Origin of the sequence: Methanolobus sp. (assembly GCF_030682845.1) — an archaeon.
GTDB lineage: Archaea > Halobacteriota > Methanosarcinia > Methanosarcinales > Methanosarcinaceae > Methanolobus.
Genome location: NZ_JAUXNK010000047.1, coordinates 1 through 21,613, shown reverse-complemented (window position 1 = coordinate 21,613; position 21,613 = coordinate 1). Strand labels below are relative to the sequence as shown.

Genomic DNA, 21,613 nt, shown 5'->3' with positions numbered 1-21,613 from the left:
TTCAGTACTTCACTAATTTTGAATAGGACACAGAATAATGCTTTCCGATAGCTTTATATGCGGCGGGAACGCCGCCCTATGTCATTTCTACCATTCAATTCAAGGACCTGTGATAAGGTTGAATTAAGGCCAAAACAATGTATTGATACTGTTCTTAAACCACTTCTAGATAATATCAACATCAAGATAAATGGTCCACTTAGCTCTAAAGAGATATTTTATGCTGCCATATGTATGGCAGTTGATAACATTTCAGTTCATTCTTCATCAAAACACTATCAAGAGATTCCCTGTGAGACGTCTTTAAGATATCATCTCAAAAAACTAAGTCTTGAAGAGCTTATCCAGGTAAATGAGAGTATTCTTCTTCAAGGTTCTCTCAGTAGTCTAAAACCAGAGAAAAAGTATGAATTCGCTATCGATTTCACAAATGATCCCTATTATGGGGCAATTGATTCGTCCAATGAAGACTATGTGATACGTAGTCAGGCCAAGAAATCAACAAACTCATTTTATTCATATGTATCACTTTCTATCATAAACAAGAACGAGAGATATACTCTTGCAGTTCTTCCTGTTGAAAGGAACAAAACAAAGGTTGATTACCTCACTTATTTCATAGACCTTATCAGGAAACTGAATTTCAACATCAAGGTGCTTTGTTTGGACCGAGAGTTCTACTCTGTAGATGTGTTTAAGTTCTTGCAGAACAGTGAGATCCCTCACATTACACCAGTAGTAAGAAAGGGAAAACAGATCAAGCAACTACTTGACGGGAGAAAAGCAAGGTCTGCTGAATATGTAATGAAGAATGCTCAAAAGAAAGAAGTTCACCTGGATATTGTAATTGATGTTAAGTATCTGAAAGGTAAAAGAAGCAAATACGGATGTGAGAACCTTGGTTTTGTTGCTTATGGAGTTAACTGGCCTCCAAGGAAGATCAGTAATGTCTACAGAAGACGGTTTGCTATCGAATCATCTTACAGGATGAGAAATATCGTTAAACCAAGGACATCAACAAAAGATGTAACCTTCAGATACTTCTTTACTTTAATATCGTTCCTGCTCAGAAATGCATGGCTCTACCTCCAGAAAAAGCATTTCACAATAGTAAAACCAGGTCCATTAACTATTGATGAGGATAAGTTCAGGTTTGCTAGATTTATTCTGTTTGTTGAAGAATGGCTTAGGAGAAAGTTAAGAATTCAATTGGTATTGCAGTGTTTAAGGTAATTCAATAGCGTGGGGATAAGGAGGAAGTAAATTTAGCGAAGTACTGAATTTATATTCAGGCTAAAAGATGGGAGAACACAGTAAGTAGGCCTGAAATCCAAAAATTTGCCGGTGCTCTTATTGGGAAGCAAGCTAAAAAAGGAGTATTCATCAGTACTTCTAATTTTTCAAAAGAAGCTAAGGATTATGCTCGACAAACCGGAAACATCGTACTGATCGATGGGACTGATTTGGCAGAGTATATGATTGAATACAATGTTGGAGTTTCGACATTTAAGACCTATGATATCAAGAAATTAGATTTAGATTATTTTGATGATGTATAAGTGCTACCAGTTACTAATATAACACGAAATAACAATTTCTATCTATCTCTTTCGCATGCGACTTCAAAAATTTCCACTGTTATGCCTTCCTTATATTGCTGTAATACATGCACTCATCCCTGCTGAACAGAGGCATCTCCATATCACCTTCACTCAACTGGACAGGTGCACCTCTTACTAATACTGCAGGTACGCTCTCCCCTGCTTCTCCCATGAGCAGCTGGGCAGCAGAGACCAGATTGTCGGCAACAGCTTTGCGTGTGATCTTCAATTCCTTTCCAAAAAGGTCAAATGTGCCTCTGGCATCCTCTACTGGCACGATACCTGATGTCCCGATGGCGATACCCACGCAGCCAAGCCTGAGGGGCTGGGTACGGCTGTCGCCTATGATTACTCCTATCTTGCAATTGCAACGATCCTGTATGTACCTGCGGATCCTCGCAGCGCTCTCCTGGGCGTTCTTGGGAAGCAGCACCACATAACCATCAGGCGCGTTGGAGCTGTCTATGCCTGCGTTGGGTGCGAGCGTTCCTTTTGTGATCGTCAGTGCTGCACCGGGGACCCCTCCGAATATCTCATCGCATTCCTGCAGGATGAGCTCCATCTCTCGGGGATCTAGCTGGTACTTCTCTGCAAGCTGAAACGCCTTCTCTGAAGGTTTTACCTCGTCAAGCAGAACCAGCCGGTGTTCAGAAGTGGCGACAGGGGATTCAGCTATAACAAGGACATCATTATCCTGTAACTGGAGACCCTGCTTCTCAAGGGTATCTGCTATGACTTCTGCAATATTGTCTCCCTGCTTTATAAGTGGGGTTTTTATGCCAAACATGTTCAAAGAGGGAAAAGCGGTCTGCATTCACTCATCCCCTGACAGGTAGCCCTTCATTATCTTTATCGCGCAATAATCCCCGCACATGGAACAGGGTCCTTCCTGCGGGCACATCTGTCCCGGGCGGTCAGGGTCCAGGGCAAGTTCTGCCTGTCCTTTCCAGTCAAAATCCGCTCTCTTCCTTGCGAGCATCAGGTCCCGGTCATCAAGTCCGTACTTCATGGAGTCACCGATGTGCGCCGCGATCCTGAATGCGATAAGTCCCTCTCTGACCTGCTCCGGGTTTGGAAGTGAAAGATGTTCTGCAGGAGTGATGTAGCATAGGTAATCCGCCCCCGCCCCGCTTGCGAGACTTGCTCCAACTGCTCCTGCGATGTGATCGTACCCCACAGCGATATCAGTTGGTAGCGGGCCTGCTACAAAAAGGGGGTAGTCTCCCATTTCCTTGTAGAACCTTACACTTGCAGGTATAGCCGAGGCCGGTATATGTCCGCCCATACCGTTGATGATTACCTGCACACCCATTTCGTTCGCTCTTTTTGCAAGGTCGGCGTTCCTTCTGGCTTCCATTACCTGTGCCTCATCCTGCAGGTCATGGATGCAGCCGCTCCTCATGGTATTCCCAAGGGAAAGCACAACATCGTTTTTCCTGAGTATCTCCGCGACCTCCTCAAAGTGCTCTATAAAAGGATTCTCGCAATTATTCAGCAGCATGAAGGTGCTGGTAAAGGATCCGCCCTTGGACACCATACCCATGACCCTGCCGGAGCCCTTCAGACGTTCAAGCATATCCCTGTCAACGCAATGCAGCAGAATGGAGCTGACGCCCTCTTTCACATGCTTCCTGATATAAGAGAGGATATCATCAATTCTTGCGCCCTCCATCCCGCATTCCACAATGGTCTGGTATATGGGCACCGTTGTGACAGGAAGGTGCGTGTTCTCAAATACCATTCTCCTAATTCCGGTGATGTCACCACCCATGGACAGGTCTGTGATAGTGTCTGCGCCGTACTTCCCGGCAACCATAACTTTCTCAAGCTCGGAATCAGGGTCAATAGAAGCAGAAGAAGTCCCCAGGTTCACATTGATCTTTGTGGATGCTCCCTTGCCTATAGCAACCGGCGGACATCCTTTCCTGGTCATTATCACAAGGCTGCCATGGGCGACCCTTTCCATTACAAGTTGCTCATCAAGGCCTTCGGTCTTTGCAACATATCGCATCTCAGGGGTCAGGACCCCATTCTTTGCATGATCTACCTGCGTTTTTGACATTATTTTTCCTTCCTGATCCCTGCCATCTCTAGTAATTCAGGCGTCCTACTATGGCTGCCGATGGGCATCACATGGACGCCCCGGCAAAGCCCTTTAAGCTCCCTTATGGTCTGTGCACATATTGAAAGCCCTTCCCATGCCGGATCTTTTGCATTCTCCATGCTGTCGATCATCTCCGGTGGCACCTTGATCCCGGGTATGTTCTCGTTCATGGATCTTGCCATTTTTGCTGACTTGAGGGGGATCACCCCGGCAATCACAGGAACATCCATGTCAACTATATGTTCCATAAATGTCTGAAACTGCCCGGTATCATACACAGCCTGTGTTTGTATGAATTCTGCACCCATCTTTATCTTTTTCCTGAGCTTGAGCAGCTGCATGGGTTTGGACAGGTCGGTGTTGGATACTGCTCCCACTGTCAGGTCAGGCAGGCCACCTATCTCGTTACCTGAGAGATCGAAGCCTTCTTTCATTTTCCGGATCGCTCCCAGAAGCTGTACGGAATCAATATCAAAGACAGGCCTGGCTCGGGGATGGTCTCCTTTGGTGGTATGATCCCCTGACATTACAGATATGTTCCTTACTCCCAGTGAATAAGCTGCAAGCACATCCGACTGGAGCGCCAGCCGGTTTCGGTCCCTGCATGTCAGCTGCATAATGACCTCATGCCCGTTGTCCAGCAGTGCCTTACTGACCGCAAGAGGGCTCATTCTCATAACTGCCCGCTGGTTGTCGGTAACATTGAGTGCATCCGCCAGCCCCCTGAGTATCTCCGCATCTCCAAGAGCTTCGCTCAGGTCTGTTCCTTTCGGGGGAGTGATCTCAGCTGTAACAAGAAAATCGTCAGATAAGAGTTTTTCTTTGAAGGTCCTGGGCATCGTGGGACTATATGTGAGTCTGGTTTTTAAAAGCATCGCAATTTACAGGATAGTATACTTTGCCTGAAACAGGAGACCCTAATCTGGTATGCCATCAGGATCCCATATAATATCCAGCAAATCCAGCCTGCCAATTCTCTCAAGCCTCAGGTAGATCAGTTCCCACACGCAGTCCTTATCCTGGTCTACTTCACATTTCCCATCCTTCGACCCGCCGCAGGGTCCGTTGATGAGCTGCTTGGGACACTGTCCCCTGGGACAGATGCCACCGAAATAATATACTGTACAATTCCCGCACATGGCACAGAGTTCCGGGATCACCTCTCCCTGCGAGCGTCCTCCAAGGGAATTCGTGTTGTTAGAAGGGTAGACCGGCACTTCTGCAACTCTGGATACTGTGGAAACTCCGCTTCCGCAGGCCATGACAAGAATCACCTTCGCTTCCTTCAGTGCAGGGCTCTTTTCAATGAGTGAATCAAAGGATGCCACGCTGCAGGCGGCGCTTGGGACCCCCCATCCCGCCACACGCTTTCCAGCTTCCTCAAGACGCTGCTGCATTATAATGACCTCGGGCTCGCCGCCGACATGCAGTTTTGCGGCACATGCATTGCAGCCCAGGATAAAGATATCGTCCTCTTCTTTAAGCAGTTCCAGTATTTCTTCAAAAGGCTTTGCAGATGAGATTATCATAGTTCCCTCTGGTAGCGGTATTCCACGTCCATGTCCTGTTCTAGGGCTTTTGCCATCATCTCTGCAATGAGCGGAAGGCTGCGTGCCTGGTATGAGAGCTTGCGGAGCAATTTCTCGAACTGCAGGAGTGTACCTATGATCAGTACGTCCGTCTTTTCGGTCTCATGGGATACGGCATCACGCTCAAGGGCAGCATCCCCTCCTCTGGCCAGCATCTCCTGCTTGATGATCAGGGCCTCGGTGGTGGTGATATTGCTGACACGTATAACTTTGCTCACTGTTTTATTCTTCATCACCTTCGCACCGGTTCCAGTGACACCAATGCCCTTCATAAGATACTCAGCGTCATCAGGATGAGTTATGTCTATGATGGATATCTCAAAATTGCCTGACTGGACAACGGATTGTCTGCTTCTCATCGCCCTTGCAACCTCGACAACATCCCTGGTTTGCGCGACATCATGGGTCCTTATGATGTGGGCTCCCTTGTGTACGACTATAGCCGTAGCTGCAAGGCTTCCATAGAGCCTCTCACTTGCGGGTTTGTGCAGCACCGCATCGATGCAGGATTTCCTGGATATAGCCGCAAGCAGTGGTTTCCCGAAAACCTTCAGGCTCTCGAACTGGTCGATGGTCTCAAAATCATAAATGGGGTCTTTTTCAGGGATCCACTTCCCAATGGCAGGGTCGAGTATGAGCTTGTTCGTATCTATTCCCTTTGAATCGGCCCTGTCAATGATGGATGCAAAAGATCCCATGATGGCATCCATGCCTATCGGGTCCCCGGGGAGTTCATTTGATGCCATTACAACAGCGGGACAGGAGTGGTCTGCCACTACATCCATCATACGCAGGTCGGTGGTGAATCCCGACACATCGTTAACAATATCAGCACCATGCTTCAGGGAGCCTTCCGCAACATCAGAGTAAACAGTGTCCACGGAGATGAGCACATCTACGTTATCCTTCAGCATGTCCAGTGCAGGTAACATGCGCTGCAGTTCCTCCTCTTTACTGACAAGGGGTTTTGCAAGAGGCCATGTTGAGCGGGCCCCTATATCTATTATCGTTGCGCCGTCATCTACCATTTTCCGGGCAACATCCAAAAGAGAATCAATACTTACCACAGAGCCCTTATAGAACGACTCCTTGCTCAGGTTGATAACACCCATCAATCTGATAGGGTGCTCGTCACCAATTTTCAAGCCGCATATATCAACATCAACAACCATAGTTCAACCTGGCAGGATCAATTCATCACTGGATAAAAGGACATTGGCTACTAAAATATAAAAGTATATAAGAGTGCGTATCAGGCATTCATTGCTGCCCTAAGCACATGCTCCATGAGTATGGCTATTGTCATGGGCCCCACACCACCGGGAACCGGGGTGATGAGGGAGGCCTTCCGGATCACATTGTCAAAATCAACGTCCCCGTAGATCTTGCCATTCTCCTCGGTGATGCCCACATCGAAGATGACCGCGCCTTCCTTGATCATATCTTCCTTTATGAGGTGTTTCACGCCTGTGCCGACAACAAGAATATCAGCATCAAGTGTGTACTTTTTCAGGTTGTCTGTGAAGACATGGCAGACAGAGACCGTTGCATTGCGATTGATGAGCATTGCAGCCATGGGCTTTCCCACGACATTGCTGTGTCCTACGATCACAGCGTGTTTTCCCTGGATCTGGACATTGTACTCTTCTAGTGCCCTGATTACTCCTTTAGGTGTGCAGGGTACAAGTCCCTCCTCGCCTATGAGAAGCTTTCCCATGTTGTATGGATGGAAACCATCTGCATCCTTGTCGGGGTCAATAGCCCTCATAGCAGCCTTTGCATCAAGGTGTCCCGGAAGGGGGAGCTGTAACAGTATGCCATGGATATCCTTTCTGGAGTTCAGTTCCCTGATTACCTCTATAAGCTCTTCCTGAGTTGTGGATTCAGGCAGGTTATGATCCTCTGCATGTATCCCAATCCTTTCACAGGCCTTATGCTTCAGGCGGACATACATCTTTGAGGCCGGATCCTCCCCCACAAGTATGGTTGCAAGGCCTGGAATCACATTCTTCTCTTTTTTGAGCTGCCCGACTCCCTGCCTTACCTGCGCTTCCACTTTGCCTGCCAGGCTTTTGCCGTCAATCCTTCTGGAATCATAGTTCTCTTGAGCCATTGTGGACACCCTGTTTCATGCCTTCCGGAGCAATGCTTTTACTTGTATATCGGGAAACTGCTGCAGAGTTGCTCCACATCGGAATTGACGCTGTTGAGCACAGTCTCGTTACCAAGGTTGTCGATGACAGTCTTGATATAGCCGGCAATCTCTTTCATTTCCTTTTCCTGCATGCCTCTGGTGGTGGTTGCCGGAGTGCCTATCCTTATACCGCTTGTGATGAAGGGGCTTCTGGTCTCAAAGGGAATGGTGTTCTTGTTAAGGATGATACCTGCCTTGCTCATGCCTGCTTCCACTTCCTTTCCAGTGACATTGAACTTGTTAAGGTTGATGAGCATAACGTGGTTGTCAGTACCTTCTGACACTATGTCAAAGCCGCTCGTCTGAAGTTCATCGGAAAGTGTCCTTGCATTGCTGACGGTCTGGAACTGGTCCTTCTTGAACTGCTCGCTCATAGCTTCCTTGAATGCCACTGCCTTTGCAGCAATAATGTGCATAAGGGGTCCGCCCTGCAGTCCGGGGAACACTGCCTTGGCGACTTCCTTTGCGTATTCCTCACGGCACATTACCATACCGCCCCTGGGCCCCCTGAGGGTCTTGTGGGTGGTGGTGGTCACGAAATCACAGTAGGTTACCGGGCTGGGGTGTGCTCCTGCTGCTACAAGACCTGCGATATGGGCGATATCCGCAAGCAGGTATGCGTCCACCTCATCTGCTATTTCCCTGAATGCCTTAAAGTCGATAGTCCTTGAATATGCCGAGGCGCCGCAAACTATCATCCTGGGTTTGCTGGCCTTTGCCATTGCCATAAGGGCGTCGTAGTCAAGTGCTTCGGTTTCCTTGTCCACTCCGTATGGTACTATCTTGTATAGCTGGCCTGCAAAATTCACAGGGCTGCCATGTGAAAGGTGACCGCCGTGTGAAAGGTCCATTGACATGATGGCGTCGCCTACTTTCAGTACCGAGAAATATACTGCCATGTTGGCACCGGAACCTGAATGAGGCTGGACATTAACGTGCTCAGCGCCGAATATCTTCTTTGCCCTCTGGATTGCAAGGTCTTCAGCTATATCGACATAGTCGCACCCGCCGTAGTAGCGCTTGCCTGAGTAGCCCTCTGCATACTTGTTCGTCATCACGGAGCCCTGTGCCTCCATGACTGCACGGCTTGCATAGTTCTCCGAGGCAATAAGGTTCAGCTTGTAATCCTGGCGGTTCGCTTCAAGCCTGAGGGCTTCAGCGATCTCTGGGTCAACTTCCGAGATATGTGACATGTTATCAACCGTTAGACTAGTGTAATAATAGTAGGTATGGATGTGATTATGTGCGTATTACAACCCTGCCTTCCACTTTAAGTTTACCCTCAACGAAAAGTTTCACGGCCTCAGGAAATATCTGATGTTCCTGTTCAAGGATACGCGCTGCAAGAGTGTCCGGTGTATCTCCTTCCAGGACAGGCACACATTTCTGGATTATTATTGGTCCTGTATCCATGCCTTCATCCACAAAATGCACGGTACATCCGGATATTCTGACACCGTAATCAAAAGCCTGCTTTTGGGCATGCAACCCTTTGAAAGATGGGAGCAGTGCCGGGTGTATATTAATGATCTTATTGCGGTAGGCCTCAATGACCTCCCTGCCAACTATCCGCATGTAACCTGCAAGGAGTATCAGTCCGATATCATACTGGCCCAGGATTTTGAGCACTTCCTGTTCGTATGCTTTCTTATCCACAAAAGAGCGGGGGTCTATGAATATGGCATCGATTCCGTGCCTGCAGGCACGCTCAAGGGCAAACGCATTTTTGACATCGCTGATGACCACGGATATCTTTGCGTCCCGGATATTTTGGCTCTCGATACTATCGATAATAGATTGCAGATTTGAGCCCCTTCCGGAAACAAGTACTGCGATATTCGTAGTCATTGCTACTCTTAAAGGGATTTCTGTATATTAGGGTTTTGGAATATGCCGTTTTGTCCTTTCATCTATCAGCTCCGCGAGTTCCTCGCTTCCTGATAATTTATCAAGTTCCCTCTTCTCGATAAGGACGGTGTTCTCAACGTTCTGTGACTTTGTTTCCCCGTTGATGATGAACACTGACTTTGTCATGGTGACACATGAAATACTGCTCATAAGGTCTGCACGCTTGATCATTGCGCTACTGTAGCTGCTGATTCCAGTGAGCAGGATATCTGAAGTGTCCTTTGAGATCGCTTTAAAGGGCGCCTGGGCCGTTGACATAACCTGGTATCCAAGGGCATGCAGCATGTCCAGTATTCCCTCATCTGGGGTTTGCTTTTCTATTTTTGTTTCGGGTTCCGCTTCCGAAGAGGCACTTATTCCCTTGTGTTTCTCAAAGCATTGCAGCAGGTCTATGGATCTGGCCAGGGCCACATCGAGCAGCTCTTCAAGCTGGAGGACTATGTCGATGGAAGCGTCCATCCCGCCATCTTCATATTTACTTATCGTCCTGCGTGAAACACCAAGCTGGGATGCCAGGGATCCAAGTGACATGGATGTACGCTGGCGGGCTTCCTTCAGCACGTCACCATCAATGGAGACATAAAGCCCTCCGGGAGATGCTGAGACCAGTGGAGGTACGTTCTCAATAAAATAGTCGTAAAGGGTCTGAACATTGATTGCAGGTATGTCATAACGCATGTAAACAACATTGTCCTCAAGCAACTGGTCTCTTGTCTTTGCTCCTATTAGCAGTGCAGATCCGCCAAGGCAATGGGCCAGTCCTCTCATTTCCCTTGCCGTTTCTTCATTAAGTCCGTCAATATTAAACAGTACCTTGCAGAAAAGGAGAGTTTCAGCGTTCCTGGCGGCGAGATCAAAACTTCGGGGCCGGATGTTGCAGCGTTTTGAAACAATAAAACCTGCCTGCCTCAATACATCGACAATCTGATGTATTAGAATCTCTTTTGTCATTACAGATTAGCCTTTGTTTGCATGTCTATATAAATATATCTTCACCCGGAAATGCAGGGAGATTATTAAAGGGATATTATGAAGTACGACATGCGGAATAGTTTAATTATAGGCACGAGTATGGGTTATCGGTTCGATGGATAAAAACTGCAAAAGAATTATCATCGGAATAGATGATACTGATTCCAGGGACGGCATGTGCACAACTTATCTCGGAGCCCTGCTGATAGATGAGCTCTCTGATTTTTGCAATCCTGTAGGTGATCCCTTGCTTATCCGCCTGAACCCTACAATTCCATACAAGACCAGGGGAAACGCTTCAGTAGCAATGTGTTTCAATTGCAATGACCCTGGAAAGCTTATCGGGCATGTTGTCTCAAGGATTTCCTCCCTTGCCAGGATGGAATGTGAGAATACCAATCCTGGTGTGGTATTCATAATGGAAGAGGACTTCGGAAAAGCTAAACCTTTGCTGGCGGAGTTCTTCCTGCGCGCTGTAAGGGATGTCATATCCATAGACGAGGCGAGCTCACTTGCGGAAAGCCTGGGATTGACATTCCGGGCCTTCAAGAACGGGCGCGGCCTTATCGGTGCGCTTGCAGCCTGCGGCGCGATGCTTGATCAGGAATGGGAACATACCTACGAATTCCTTACTTACAGGAAGACTGAGGCATGCGGCACAAAACGCTTTGTGGATAGTGATTCGCTCTTTGAGGCTGACCTGAAAACATATCCTGGAACATGGGATTCGGTTGACAGGTTCAACGAACTGGTCGTATGCGTACCAAGATCCCCGGACCCGGTGCTGTACGGAATCAGGGGGAACACAAGATCCGCCGTAGAAGCAGCCGTAGCAATGGTCCGCTCTGAGGAGATCGAGCGTTCATGTGTTTACATGACCAATCAGGGAACAGATATGCATCTCCTGCACACAAAGGGTGTGGACGATATTCTGGACATGCATTCTTATATGCTGGAAGGGACAGTTGCAGCTGCATCGCATACGATCAGGGGTGGGCATTCCATTTTCTTACTAAAGGACGATGCAGGGAAAACAATAGATTGCGCAGCCTTTGAGCCCACTAAGAACTTCAGGGAAGTCGTCCGCAGGCTTGTCCCCGGAGATCGGGTCATTGTGTGCGGCAGTGTTATGGAAAACACCCTGAACATCGAGAAACTTCAAATCTTGTTCCTTGCACAAGTTGTTGAAAAAAAGAACCCTCTTTGCCCGTCGTGTGGAAAAAGAATGAAATCCGCAGGCACCGGTCAGGGTTATAGGTGCAGGAAATGTGCGACTGAATCTCTCGAGATAGAATCAGTGCAGGTGAAAAGGGATCTGGGGGCAGGATTCTATGAAGTTCCTCCCTGTGCCAGGAGGCATCTTGCCAAACCCCTGATAAGGTTCAAGGACTCAGAGGTTCCTGTTTTTCCTGGCAGGTGATCATACTGTGATATAGGCCTTCCTCAGCGCATCCATTTCCGGCATTGGGGGAGCTTTTCTTTTGTGGATGTTCGCATGGACGCGTGCAAGCACCGAATCCCTTTGCTGGGGGGTCATACCGAGCGTATTCTGGGCTACCTGCGGCTTTTCTCCTTCCAGGAGCATTGCCAGGAACCTGTCTACAATTTCGTAGGTGATGCCAAGCTCGTTCTCATCGGTCTGTCCTGCCCACAAGCCTGCTGACGGTGATTTATCAACAATCCCGCGCGGCACTCCTAAAAGGCCTGACATCTCTCTTACTTCTGTCTTGTACAGGTCCCCGATTGGCTCAAGATCTACGCCGCCGTCTCCATATTTTGTGAAATATCCCAGCAGAAGCTCTGTCTTGTTACCTGTACCGACTACCATTCTTTGCATTGTATTGGCATAATAGTATAGTACTGACATACGTATCCTGGCCTTGAGGTTGCCGTTAGCATGACGGAAGTCCGGTCCGCTATCCGGCACTGCCATCATGAAAGCTGTCAGGGGGCCGGATATATCTATGGTCCTGAACTCTATTCCGAGACGATCGGCCACTTCAGTGGCATCAAGGACATCTTCGGGGGGTGTGAGGTTGACTTCCGGAAGATGAATTCCCAGCACATTCTCCTTTCCCAATGCTTCGACGCAAAGATATGCTGTCAGCGCAGAGTCAATGCCCCCGCTGATCCCCACAACCGCTCCCTTGCATCCTGCTTCCCGCACCTTTTCCCTGATGAACCTGACGATGATATCTTTAGATTTATTGATGTCCATATTATCAGTACCGGATGTTTGTAAGGGATTATCAGCAGTTAGGTTTATCTTTTTTACCATGAAATGCCAGCAGGGCAATGCCTTCATCACTTATATCATAATTTATGAGGTCCAGTGATATCCTAGTCCCTCTCATCTTTGGGACGTACATGAAACGTTCCATCTTTCCTGTATAGGGATTTTCCTTGACCTTCAGTCTTATTGTTCCGTAAGTGGAATATTCTGCAACCCTGTGTGTGTATTCATGCGCCGTATCATCCATTATTATAATGGATGTTCTTTTTTGCTTCGATAGCAGGTATAAAAGTGTTTCCAGCTTGTCCCTGAAAGTTCTGAGTTCCATTCCAATAGAACAGGTGCCCATATTGTCAATGACCACAATTTCAATATCGTCGGCTATAAGGTGTGAAAAGTTATTGAGGTCATCTATATTTATAGGCAAGGGATGGTTTTCCCCGATGCTGACCCCTGAATCTGCAGCCCTCATTTCCAGTAAATGCATTATTGAGAGTTGTTTGTTCACAATATATGGCGCAAGATCAAATCCCAGTATTTTCGCATGGACCAATATTTTCTCAGGTGTTTCTTCTGTTGCCAGCATTACGCATTTCTTACCGTTGAGACATGCGCTGTGAAGAAACTGTATCCCAAATATGGTCTTGCCTGTGCCGGGTTCACCTGTTATGAGCAATGCTTCCCCTTCAGGATAGCCGCCCTGCAACTTTTTATCAAGGAGTGGTATTCCGCTGGATAATCTGTTCAAATTCGTCATAGGTATATTATATTTATTTTATGATATTTATCTATACCTCTTGCATAGAGCTTCTTTCCTGAACACCCAAAGAGTTAAACAGTGCAGAATCTCTATACTGACCAATGATCTATATCGCTGATTCGGCAGTCTTTATAATGGGAAAGGACATCGACCCCTCAACAATTGTAACTGTGAGCTCTGTTGTGAAAGAACTCAGGAGCCATGAGGCTTCCATGAGGTTCGAGCTGGCGCAGGAGAATGGTGCAAGGGTAGAGTCTGTTGATTATGTCCTCAAGCAGCGGGTAATTGAGGCTGCAGGAAGCACCAGAGACTCTGAAGAGTTGTCTGCAACGGATATAGACATACTTGCAAAAGCCCTCGAGTATGGTAAGGATGCTGTCCTCCTGACTGATGATTATGCTGTACAGAACACAGCCAGCGTGCTTGGCATCAGGGTAATGCCTGTGGTGCAGAAAAAGATACGGGACGTGCTTGAGTGGGAAAAAGAGTGTTTTGGATGTCGTAGGCGCTTTCCCACCGGAAATATTTGCCCCGTGTGTGGTTCTCAGCTCAACAAGAAGCGTAAAAGAAAAATATAACATGTCTTACATACATAAGGAAGAAACGAATCTATCCAGAATAGCGGGGTTCATATGAAGAATATTGATAAATTGATCCAGAAGGCTGTGGAGTTACAGGCTAACGGGCTTGTTACAAGGCAGATAGCAGACGAACTTAATGTTTCCAGGGATACAGTGACCTGGCTTTTAACACGTTCCAAGAAGGAGGAAGCATCTCCTGCTCCCAAGGATATCTCTGTTAACTGGAGCGGCATCGGCAAGAGTGCTTTCAGGCTCCGCCACATAGGCATAGCCCTCTGTGATATGGTCATCGAGACGTTGGAGCATGCAGATGCGGAGGCAGATGTCATCGTAGGCATTGGCTTAAGTGGTGTTCCCCTGGCAAGCCTCATGGCTGAAGAGCTCGGAGTGGAGCTTTCCGTCTACCATTCTTACAACGAGCAGAGCGAGGATACGCAGGTAAGGGGTGCCTTCAGCAGGAACTTTGCAAGTATCAAAGGCAAGAGATGTGTGATAGTGGATGATGTCATTACCAGCGGAAGCACGGTAAGTGATGTTGTGGCCCATCTTCGCAGCGCCGGTGCAAAGCCCATAGCTATTGCAGTGCTTGTGGATAAAAGCGGCTCCGAGACTATCTCGGAAGTACCTGTAAGCTCCCTTGTACGCATTGTGCGTGTAGACTGATCAGGGACAGAAAAAGTCCAAAAAATAATTTGGCTGCGTAGAAGTATTATTCTACTTCTACAGCGCCTATTTTCTCAGCCAGCTTTGAAAGCACCTCGGTGCGCATCCCTTCTACGAACTTGATGCTGCCGACCACAAGGTGTCCTCCTCCGTTCACACCGCCACCCTTTACTTCCTCATGAAGCTCCCTGACCATGCGCGGGATGTTCATCTTGACTCCCTTTGACCTTATAACCGCAAAGTCCGGCCCGAAACCCAGGGTAATGAGTGGCTTTCCTTCAAACTTGCGGCACAGCTGGTCGTGCACTTCCCCGGATGTCTTTCCCGGTGGCGGGAAGGTGAATGTGTGTGCATAGTTCTCCACATCAAGGACGTTAAGTAACGCTCCGTTGGGGAGTGTCTGCGTTTTGACATGGGACATGCATACATCTATCTGCTCATTTATCATTTCGTTAGCCTGCTCGCAGAGCACCTTCACCAGGTTCCTGTGTATCTTTTCGTCTCCAAAATTGAGAATATCGTCAATTATGCCTTTACCATTATTGAATTTTAGCCAGTAGGCTTCAAAGTCAAGTGCAAGGGCCATATCCTTCAGATCCTGCAGGCTGTACTTATCGGATACCATCTGGATGTACACCTTTGCCTCCGGCGCTTCAGAGCGGTCACCGACAGCAGCAACTGCAGGCAGATGTCTTATGTCGTTCTCCACATCCTTGTTGATCATACGTGCCACTTCAGTGCAGAGCATCCCGGCTGTTATGCCGAAGTCCCCGCCCACATGTGCAGGATTGACGTGCGCTATCAGGAACTCATCAACTTCCTTGTCCGGGTGGTGATGGTCAACAACTATCATCCTGATGCCATACACACTGGCCTGCCTCATTGCAGGTATATTCTCTATCGAAGAGCCGTTATCAACACTGACAACAAGGGGCATCTTCTGCCCGTGGCGCGCCGCATCCTCTAGCGCGAAGCTGATATCGCGCACAACATCGGCCATCTCATAGAACGGTGCCTTTGAAGGCGCCCTCTTGTAGAAGTAATATTCGCCATCCTGTCCGTTCACTTCCTTTATCAGGGGAACTATGGCCTTTTCAATTGCCAGGGCTGCGGTCATTCCGTCAGCATCAGCATGGTGGCGCAATAATATAGGTGTGGAAGTGATTATAGCTTTGCGTATCTCTTTTGCGACTTTACGCATGGAGGGCCTTAGTTTCTCAAGTATCTCGCTCTCTACCATGAACTGGATATCATGCGGCTCCGCCCTTCTGTCAAGGGCAGCCTCGATACGTTTACGTATCTCTGCCTCTTTTGGACCGCCCTGTTTCTTGAGGCTCTTTATCTCCAGTTGCACACTGTCCCCGCGGGCGGTGATATCGCCGGTGGCGGACACTATCATGTCCGAAGTGATATGGGGATATGCCCTCTCACCTGCGCTCTCAAACGCTGCTGCGGATATCTGTCCGGTCTCGTCGGCAATGGTGAATATGGTCGGACCTGCGGTCTGTTTGACCTGTATGATCTCCCCCTCTACCCTTACACTCGTCCCGACAAGCTTCTGGAGCTCTGACGCAAGCTTTGTGGGGAGGTCCTTTTCAAGGTCCACGGTCTGGTACTCTTTAAGCTTACGTGGCACAAGGTCCATTTTTCCCCTTGGCTTTATTTCCTTGACAGCTACAATTACATCCTCACCGACTTTAAGCTCTTCCTTCATGTTGCTGGAGTGGATGAGTCCTCTCATGTTGGAGTTCATGTCTACGAAGACCCCGAAATCCGCTATGTTCCTGACAACAGCGTGGTAAAGCTTTCCAACTTCCAGCTCTTCGATATTGCAGGAATCATCGAGTTTATACACGATCTGCTTTTTAGCACACGACGGGCAGACCTCTTCGCCGTTGTACAACCCTTCGGTTGCCACTCCGCATATCCTGCACTTGTAAAAAGCACCTCTTCCAGAACATGCAATACATTGCTCTGTAATCTCTATCTCTCCGGTGCCTTTGCACTTCATGCAGCTGGAACCGTTCTTGAGGAAACTATCCATATCTTTCTCTGAAAGCTTCATCAAATCGACCGATCTGGACTTACCTACCCCTTTACAGTCGGGGCATTTCTTTGAGTCGACGACCTTGTGTCCCTTTCCGCCGCACTCCTGACATTTTTCGCTCATTGTATCAAACCTTAAAAGGCACATATCTGATTTATGTCTTTGCCTGATGGCTCACTTACTTATATACTTTTCACTATGTTCTAAGTTATCTGATGGCGTTTTTCTTTCCAACTGTTTGAAATTGTTAACGGCAAAATCAATCACATTAATAAGCGATAAGTGAGATTATTGTTTATCGGGTCTGAAGGTTATTATTATAATAACAACTGGCAGTAATGCTTTCGTGTACATCCCCCTCAGACAAGGCTTCAGGCCCGTCTCCTATTAGTTCCTCTGAGTCCTTGTAAATGGAAGCGATGTCTTTTTAATGCAAGGGTTCTTTTTAGTATTGTATAACCTTTTTTAATCTCCTTGGAGTTTCAATAAAATGGTAGAACAAATTGTAATCATAGCAGCAGTAGTTGCAATTTTCATCCTTTCCAAAGCGATACAGATCGTCAAGGAATACGAACGTGTTGTTATTTTCCGTCTTGGAAGACTAAGCGGCGTAAAAGGTCCGGGTCTTTTCCTCATAATCCCCGTCATCGATACGGTGGTAAAAGTGGACTTGCGTGTGGTTACCATAGATGTCCCTAAACAGGCCGTCATTACCAGGGACAATGTTACCGTTGCAGTTGATGCAGTTGTGTATTACAAGGTTGTCGACCCTTCAAGGGCTGTCAACGAAGTTGAGAACTACAAGTATGCGACCTCTACCCTTTCACAGACAACACTTCGTGATGTCATAGGCCAGATCGACCTTGACGATGTGCTGTCCAAGAGGGACGAGATCAACCTGAACATACAGGAATCACTTGACATTTCCACGGACCCCTGGGGTATCAAGGTAACAGGCGTGACCCTCAGGGATGTCAGCATTGACGATACAATGCTGCGTGCAATTGCAAAGCAGGCAGAGGCAGAACGTGAGAAACGTGCCCGTATAATCCTTGCAGACGGTGAGTTCATTGCGGCTCAGAAGATGATGGAGGCTGCAAAGCTGTATGAGGAGGTCCCTGTAACCATCAAGCTCAGGGAACTGCAGACACTGGCAGAGATCGCCAGGGAGCGGAACATGATAGTTGTTGCCAACTCCATCGAGATGGGAGAGATCGCGGCCATGTCCAAGGCTCTCCAGAACAAACCCAGATAAGGTAACAATATGAATTTTCAAAACAGGCTTTTTATAAGCCTTCTTCTTTTTCTGACACTGACCACTATCCTGTTGTCCTCTGCCGCCGGAGCCCAGCAGAACCGGAACGTGCTTGTGGTTGAAATATCGGGCGCTATTACTCCTGTAACTGATGACATAGTGGCAGACGCCATAGCCATAGCAGAGGATGAGGGCTATGAGGCACTCATTATAACCCTCAACACCCCTGGTGGCGGGCTGGATGAAACGCTCAGGATCACGGAGATGATACCACAGACAAACATACCTGTGATAGGGTATGTGTATCCTGAAGGTACGCAGGCCTGGTCGGCAGGGACAATCATACTGATCAGTACCGATGTTGCTGCGATGGCCCCTTTTACTGTCATTGGTTCTGCCCAGCCGGTCAGCTTGACACCCAGTGGCTCAGAGCCAGTCACAGATTCCAAGATAGTGAACGCCCTTGTCGAAAGAGCGACCGAGAATGCCAGGATGCATGGCAGGAACGAGACCGCGGCCCGGGAGTTCATAACTGAGAACCTTAATCTTAATTCTGAGCTAGCTCTTGAGTACGGTGTGATAGAGTATGTTGCCCCATCTATAGAGAACCTGCTTGAACAGGTCGACGGACTGGAGATAAAAGGAAGGACACTTGAAACAGCAGGTGCAGGAACAGTTTACTACGAAGCTCCCCTCCGGCTGGCTTTCATGAACATCATCTCAAATCCAATTATCTCCTCGCTGCTCCTGTTGCTGGGAGTGTATGCTGTGATCCTCGGGATCTCAAATCCTGGTTTTGGTGCTGAAGTTTTCGGCGTGGTCGCCATCGTGCTGGGACTCATTGGCACAGGCTTTGATGTGAACATAGGCGCCATTTTCCTTATACTGGTGGGCATAGCCCTGCTGGCCCTGGAAGTGCAGTCGCCGGGTGTGGGTGTGTTCGGCATAGCGGGGATGATATGCATAGTGGCCGGGAGTGTGCTGCTTGCACCCACTGATTTCCCGCGCAATTATTCGCCCGCCGAGTTCCAGAGGACCATTATCGCCTCGGTAGTGACCCCCACTATCATTGTGGGGCTGTTCCTGCTATTTGCCATGTACAAGGTCATTGAGGTGAGGAAACGCAGGCCTCAGTTCGGAGAGATCATAGGAGATACTGCAATAGTCCACAAGCCTATATCCCCCGACCAGACCGGTTATGTCATACACAGGGGAGAATACTGGAAAGCACGTTCTGCAGAGCCCCTGGACAAAGGTGAAAAAGTCGTAATACTGGAAAAGGACAATGTGGTGCTGGTAGTGGAAAAGTTGAGAGAGGCCGGTAATCAGTAGATTACCTGCTCCTCACCTTCTCTATTATTCTCTTTTTCTTTCCGATGGCCTCAAGCGCGGCCCTGTCAATTGCCGTTTGCATTTCCTCAAAATTGCGGGGCTGCTCTTCACCTATCATTTTCTTGATGGGCGTGTATGCGGATTCCCTGAATCGCGGGGTGAAGTCCCTCAACTCACCGTCGACCATGATCATGGCGCCGCTGCCTTCCTCTACTTTTCCGATGATGCTTATTTCAACACCTGCAGACCTTACAGTTCTCATGATATCCTCAGCCACTTCCGCCGGGGCAATGATGAGCAAAGCATCCAGTGATACCCCAAGATAATCTATCTCGAGGGATTCCAGCATCCGGAGGACTACAGGGTTCACGAGTTTGCGCATCTCTTTTTCATCGAACACAAGCTTTACTCCGGCTGTCCTTGATATTTCCTTTGCGTCCCCGCGTATCCCTCCGTTGGTCACGTCTGTCATGGCGTGGATATGCCTGACAAGGCCGGAATCAAGTATCTTCTCACATGCTTCCAGGAACTTGATATTGATAGTTTCGTCAACGACCTCGTGCATATCATAGTAGAGTGCTGCTGTGGATATTGTGCCACCACCCGCTCCCTCGGTCATGAGGATGACATCTCCTACACAGGTCTGCTGCCTGGCAGTGAGGTCAGATGACACTCCAACAGCGCCTACACCACCTGTCATGCGCTCCCCTATTACCATGTCCCCTCCTATCCGAAGGGTGCTGCCTGTGATGAGCGGTATGCCTGAGAGCTCAGCAACGGCAGTTATGCCTGCTATGTGGTCGAAGATCTTTGCGACGTCGCCGTCATCTGCAACATGGATGTCCGAAAGCATTGCCACCGGGCGGGCGCCCATGACATAAACATCCCTCAAGGCCGCACGGGCCACGTGGAAACCTGCAAGGAATGGGAAATCACTAAGCCTGGAATGTATGCCGTCTATTGTGACTATGACATACTCACCAGGGTCTTTTGATCTGACAACGCCTGAATCGTCAAGATGGGTTGTGTCCACTACGGCGCTGGTCTTGCCGATTACCTCAGCTATCTTTTCGTGGGTGTAGAAATCACCGATACCTCTTGAGCCGACCCCGAACTCTCCCATTGTCACGCCGGATACGGTGGGTTCCAGCGCATCGCCGCTGACATGCAGGGTAGCCTTCGCTTCCACAATGGCAGCTCTTGCAAGTTTGCGGGCATGTTCCGGTGTTGTCTTTTTCACTTCCAGTATCCTGGATGTGAGCTTATCCTCAAGGTCGGGGTCACTGTCTTTGAGACCTCTTTTTGCGTAGCCTTCGATATCCATGTAAGCCTCGTTCTAACAATTCTAACACATATTGACGAAATTCCTGAGCATTCTCAGGCCTGTATCCCCGCTCTTCTCGGGGTGGAACTGCGTGCCTATGACATTGCCCGCATTGTTGACAACGGATGCTGCGAACTTTGTGCCATATTCGCACACTGCAAGCGCATTACTTCCTGCCGTATCCACATAATAGGAGTGCACAAAGTACACATACGTGTTATCAGGTATGCCTTCAAAGAAAGGATGCTGCCGGGTCATACCGATGGAATTCCATCCCATGTGGGGTACTTTCAGATCGCTGTGAGGAAATCTCAGGACACTGCCCTTTATCAGGCCAAGTCCCTCTGTGTGCCCGCCTTCCTCGGACCGGCTCATGAGGATCTGCTGTCCCAGGCAGATGCCAAGCATGGGCTTGCCTGAACCGACGTAGCTGTTAATGGTGCCAAGCAGTCCCTGGATGTTCTTCATCGCATCCCTGAAGGCACCAACCCCCGGCAGGATGACACCATCGGCACCCAGTATCTCCGAGGGGTCACTGGATATCAGTACATCGGCACCGGCATGTTCCAGGCCCTTGCGGACGCTCCTGAGATTACCGAGGCCGTAATCGATGATAACTATCTTTTTCATGTGTGATTTAAAGCAGGGTTTTGGTACATGAATGTGACGATTATTTATTATCAAGGACTCTTTATATAAAATCAGGAACAAATCGCATAATTTATATATGAAGTTATTTTCTTGTATGTCGGTGGTATTTTTTGAAAACAGCCAGAAAATTGTTTAGTAATGATTCGGCTATTGAAGAAAGTTACGATGCGCATTCCCCCGTCTTCAGACGGAGATTAGCATCGTCCCTGCGAAGGCATTACTCCAGTAAACAATATCAATAAAAAAAGCATACACTTACAAACAAAAAAGAAGGATCTTTTTATGGTACGCAAGCCAAAGAATGCTGATAATCTTTATGGATACACTTACGAGATCTATCCAGATGATGAACAGATTATCCAGATCAACAAGACCTTTGGCTGTGTTCGTTTTATCTAT

General features: G+C 48.2%; 22 protein-coding genes. 8 read left to right on the top strand and 14 right to left on the bottom strand.

The features are described 5' to 3' along the window. Positions 1-78: 78 nt before the first annotated feature. Together Q8J68_RS05380 and Q8J68_RS05375 are read left to right on the top strand one after the other, a co-directional pair. The gene (locus Q8J68_RS05380; RefSeq protein WP_305310510.1) at positions 79-1,233 is read left to right on the top strand and encodes an ISH3 family transposase; all 1,155 of its coding nucleotides are present in this window, start codon (positions 79-81) and stop codon (positions 1,231-1,233) included. Positions 1,234-1,280: 47 nt separating this feature from the next. After that, a complete protein-coding gene (locus Q8J68_RS05375; protein WP_370867606.1) occupies positions 1,281-1,559 on the top strand; it encodes a restriction endonuclease in 279 nt (92 codons plus the stop codon). Positions 1,560-1,638: 79 nt separating this feature from the next. On the opposite strand, the gene cofE is transcribed toward Q8J68_RS05375, so the two are convergent. The 9 genes from cofE to Q8J68_RS05330 form a co-directional block, all read right to left on the bottom strand. After that, positions 1,639-2,415 (bottom strand): coenzyme F420-0:L-glutamate ligase, encoded by a 777-nt coding sequence (gene cofE / locus Q8J68_RS05370; RefSeq protein ID WP_305310509.1) that lies wholly within the window; start codon positions 2,413-2,415, stop codon positions 1,639-1,641. Then, positions 2,416-3,663: a phosphomethylpyrimidine synthase ThiC gene (thiC, locus tag Q8J68_RS05365; protein ID WP_305310508.1), complete on the bottom strand. Its 1,248-nt coding sequence runs from the start codon at positions 3,661-3,663 to the stop codon at positions 2,416-2,418. After that, a complete protein-coding gene (locus Q8J68_RS05360; RefSeq protein WP_305310507.1) occupies positions 3,663-4,544 on the bottom strand; it encodes a methylenetetrahydrofolate reductase in 882 nt (293 codons plus the stop codon). Before Q8J68_RS05360 ends, thiC begins: the two co-directional genes overlap by 1 nt. Before the next feature lie 78 nt (positions 4,545-4,622). Continuing rightward, the gene (locus Q8J68_RS05355; RefSeq protein ID WP_305310506.1) at positions 4,623-5,234 is read right to left on the bottom strand and encodes a methylenetetrahydrofolate reductase C-terminal domain-containing protein; all 612 of its coding nucleotides are present in this window, start codon (positions 5,232-5,234) and stop codon (positions 4,623-4,625) included. Further along, positions 5,231-6,466, bottom strand: coding sequence for a dihydropteroate synthase (folP, locus tag Q8J68_RS05350; protein ID WP_305310505.1), 1,236 nt, complete (start codon positions 6,464-6,466; stop codon positions 5,231-5,233). Before folP ends, Q8J68_RS05355 begins: the two co-directional genes overlap by 4 nt. Positions 6,467-6,546: 80 nt before the next feature. After that, the gene (locus Q8J68_RS05345) at positions 6,547-7,407 is read right to left on the bottom strand and encodes a bifunctional methylenetetrahydrofolate dehydrogenase/methenyltetrahydrofolate cyclohydrolase (protein ID WP_305310504.1); all 861 of its coding nucleotides are present in this window, start codon (positions 7,405-7,407) and stop codon (positions 6,547-6,549) included. Positions 7,408-7,445: 38 nt separating this feature from the next. Then, positions 7,446-8,681, bottom strand: a complete 1,236-nt coding sequence (gene glyA, locus Q8J68_RS05340) for a serine hydroxymethyltransferase (protein ID WP_305310503.1) — start codon at positions 8,679-8,681, stop codon at positions 7,446-7,448. A gap of 46 nt (positions 8,682-8,727) precedes the next feature. Then, entirely contained in the window at positions 8,728-9,336 is a 609-nt protein-coding gene (gene purN / locus Q8J68_RS05335) for a phosphoribosylglycinamide formyltransferase (RefSeq protein ID WP_305310502.1), read from the bottom strand. A 27-nt stretch (positions 9,337-9,363) separates the two neighbouring features. Then, positions 9,364-10,347, bottom strand: coding sequence for a transcriptional regulator (locus Q8J68_RS05330; RefSeq protein ID WP_305310501.1), 984 nt, complete (start codon positions 10,345-10,347; stop codon positions 9,364-9,366). Positions 10,348-10,483: 136 nt separating this feature from the next. Between Q8J68_RS05330 and Q8J68_RS05325 the strand changes: the two genes are divergently transcribed. After that, a complete protein-coding gene (locus Q8J68_RS05325; RefSeq protein WP_305310500.1) occupies positions 10,484-11,788 on the top strand; it encodes a tRNA(Ile)(2)-agmatinylcytidine synthase in 1,305 nt (434 codons plus the stop codon). On the opposite strand, the gene Q8J68_RS05320 is transcribed toward Q8J68_RS05325, so the two are convergent. Both Q8J68_RS05320 and Q8J68_RS05315 read right to left on the bottom strand, forming a co-directional pair. Beyond that, positions 11,789-12,586 (bottom strand): NAD+ synthase, encoded by a 798-nt coding sequence (locus Q8J68_RS05320; protein WP_305310511.1) that lies wholly within the window; start codon positions 12,584-12,586, stop codon positions 11,789-11,791. It lies immediately after the preceding gene. 31 nt (positions 12,587-12,617) lie between these two features. After that, complete coding sequence (locus tag Q8J68_RS05315; protein ID WP_305310499.1) at positions 12,618-13,349, bottom strand: ATPase domain-containing protein; 732 nt, start codon at positions 13,347-13,349, stop codon at positions 12,618-12,620. Between the two features lie 113 nt (positions 13,350-13,462). On the opposite strand from Q8J68_RS05315, the gene Q8J68_RS05310 reads away from it, so the two are divergent. After that, a complete protein-coding gene (locus Q8J68_RS05310) occupies positions 13,463-13,939 on the top strand; it encodes an NOB1 family endonuclease (RefSeq protein WP_305310498.1) in 477 nt (158 codons plus the stop codon). A 54-nt stretch (positions 13,940-13,993) separates the two neighbouring features. Beyond that, positions 13,994-14,605 (top strand): orotate phosphoribosyltransferase-like protein, encoded by a 612-nt coding sequence (locus Q8J68_RS05305; protein ID WP_305310497.1) that lies wholly within the window; start codon positions 13,994-13,996, stop codon positions 14,603-14,605. 46 nt (positions 14,606-14,651) lie between these two features. Here Q8J68_RS05305 and Q8J68_RS05300 read toward each other — a convergent pair whose 3' ends face one another. Continuing rightward, positions 14,652-16,775, bottom strand: a complete 2,124-nt coding sequence (locus tag Q8J68_RS05300) for a DHH family phosphoesterase (RefSeq protein WP_305310496.1) — start codon at positions 16,773-16,775, stop codon at positions 14,652-14,654. Positions 16,776-17,142: 367 nt separating this feature from the next. Between Q8J68_RS05300 and Q8J68_RS05295 the strand changes: the two genes are divergently transcribed. Both Q8J68_RS05295 and Q8J68_RS05290 read left to right on the top strand, forming a co-directional pair. Then, positions 17,143-17,907, top strand: coding sequence for a slipin family protein (locus tag Q8J68_RS05295; protein ID WP_305310495.1), 765 nt, complete (start codon positions 17,143-17,145; stop codon positions 17,905-17,907). Positions 17,908-17,916: 9 nt separating this feature from the next. Beyond that, positions 17,917-19,239 (top strand): nodulation protein NfeD, encoded by a 1,323-nt coding sequence (locus Q8J68_RS05290; RefSeq protein ID WP_305310494.1) that lies wholly within the window; start codon positions 17,917-17,919, stop codon positions 19,237-19,239. 1 nt (position 19,240) lies between these two features. Here Q8J68_RS05290 and Q8J68_RS05285 read toward each other — a convergent pair whose 3' ends face one another. Next, positions 19,241-20,563, bottom strand: coding sequence for an AIR synthase-related protein (locus Q8J68_RS05285; protein ID WP_305310493.1), 1,323 nt, complete (start codon positions 20,561-20,563; stop codon positions 19,241-19,243). 21 nt (positions 20,564-20,584) lie between these two features. Continuing rightward, a complete protein-coding gene (gene hisH / locus Q8J68_RS05280; protein ID WP_305310492.1) occupies positions 20,585-21,193 on the bottom strand; it encodes an imidazole glycerol phosphate synthase subunit HisH in 609 nt (202 codons plus the stop codon). Positions 21,194-21,496: 303 nt separating this feature from the next. Here hisH and Q8J68_RS14955 point away from each other — a divergent pair. Then, the coding region (locus Q8J68_RS14955; protein WP_370867605.1) for a helix-turn-helix domain-containing protein at positions 21,497-21,613 on the top strand (117 nt) is incomplete at its 3' end.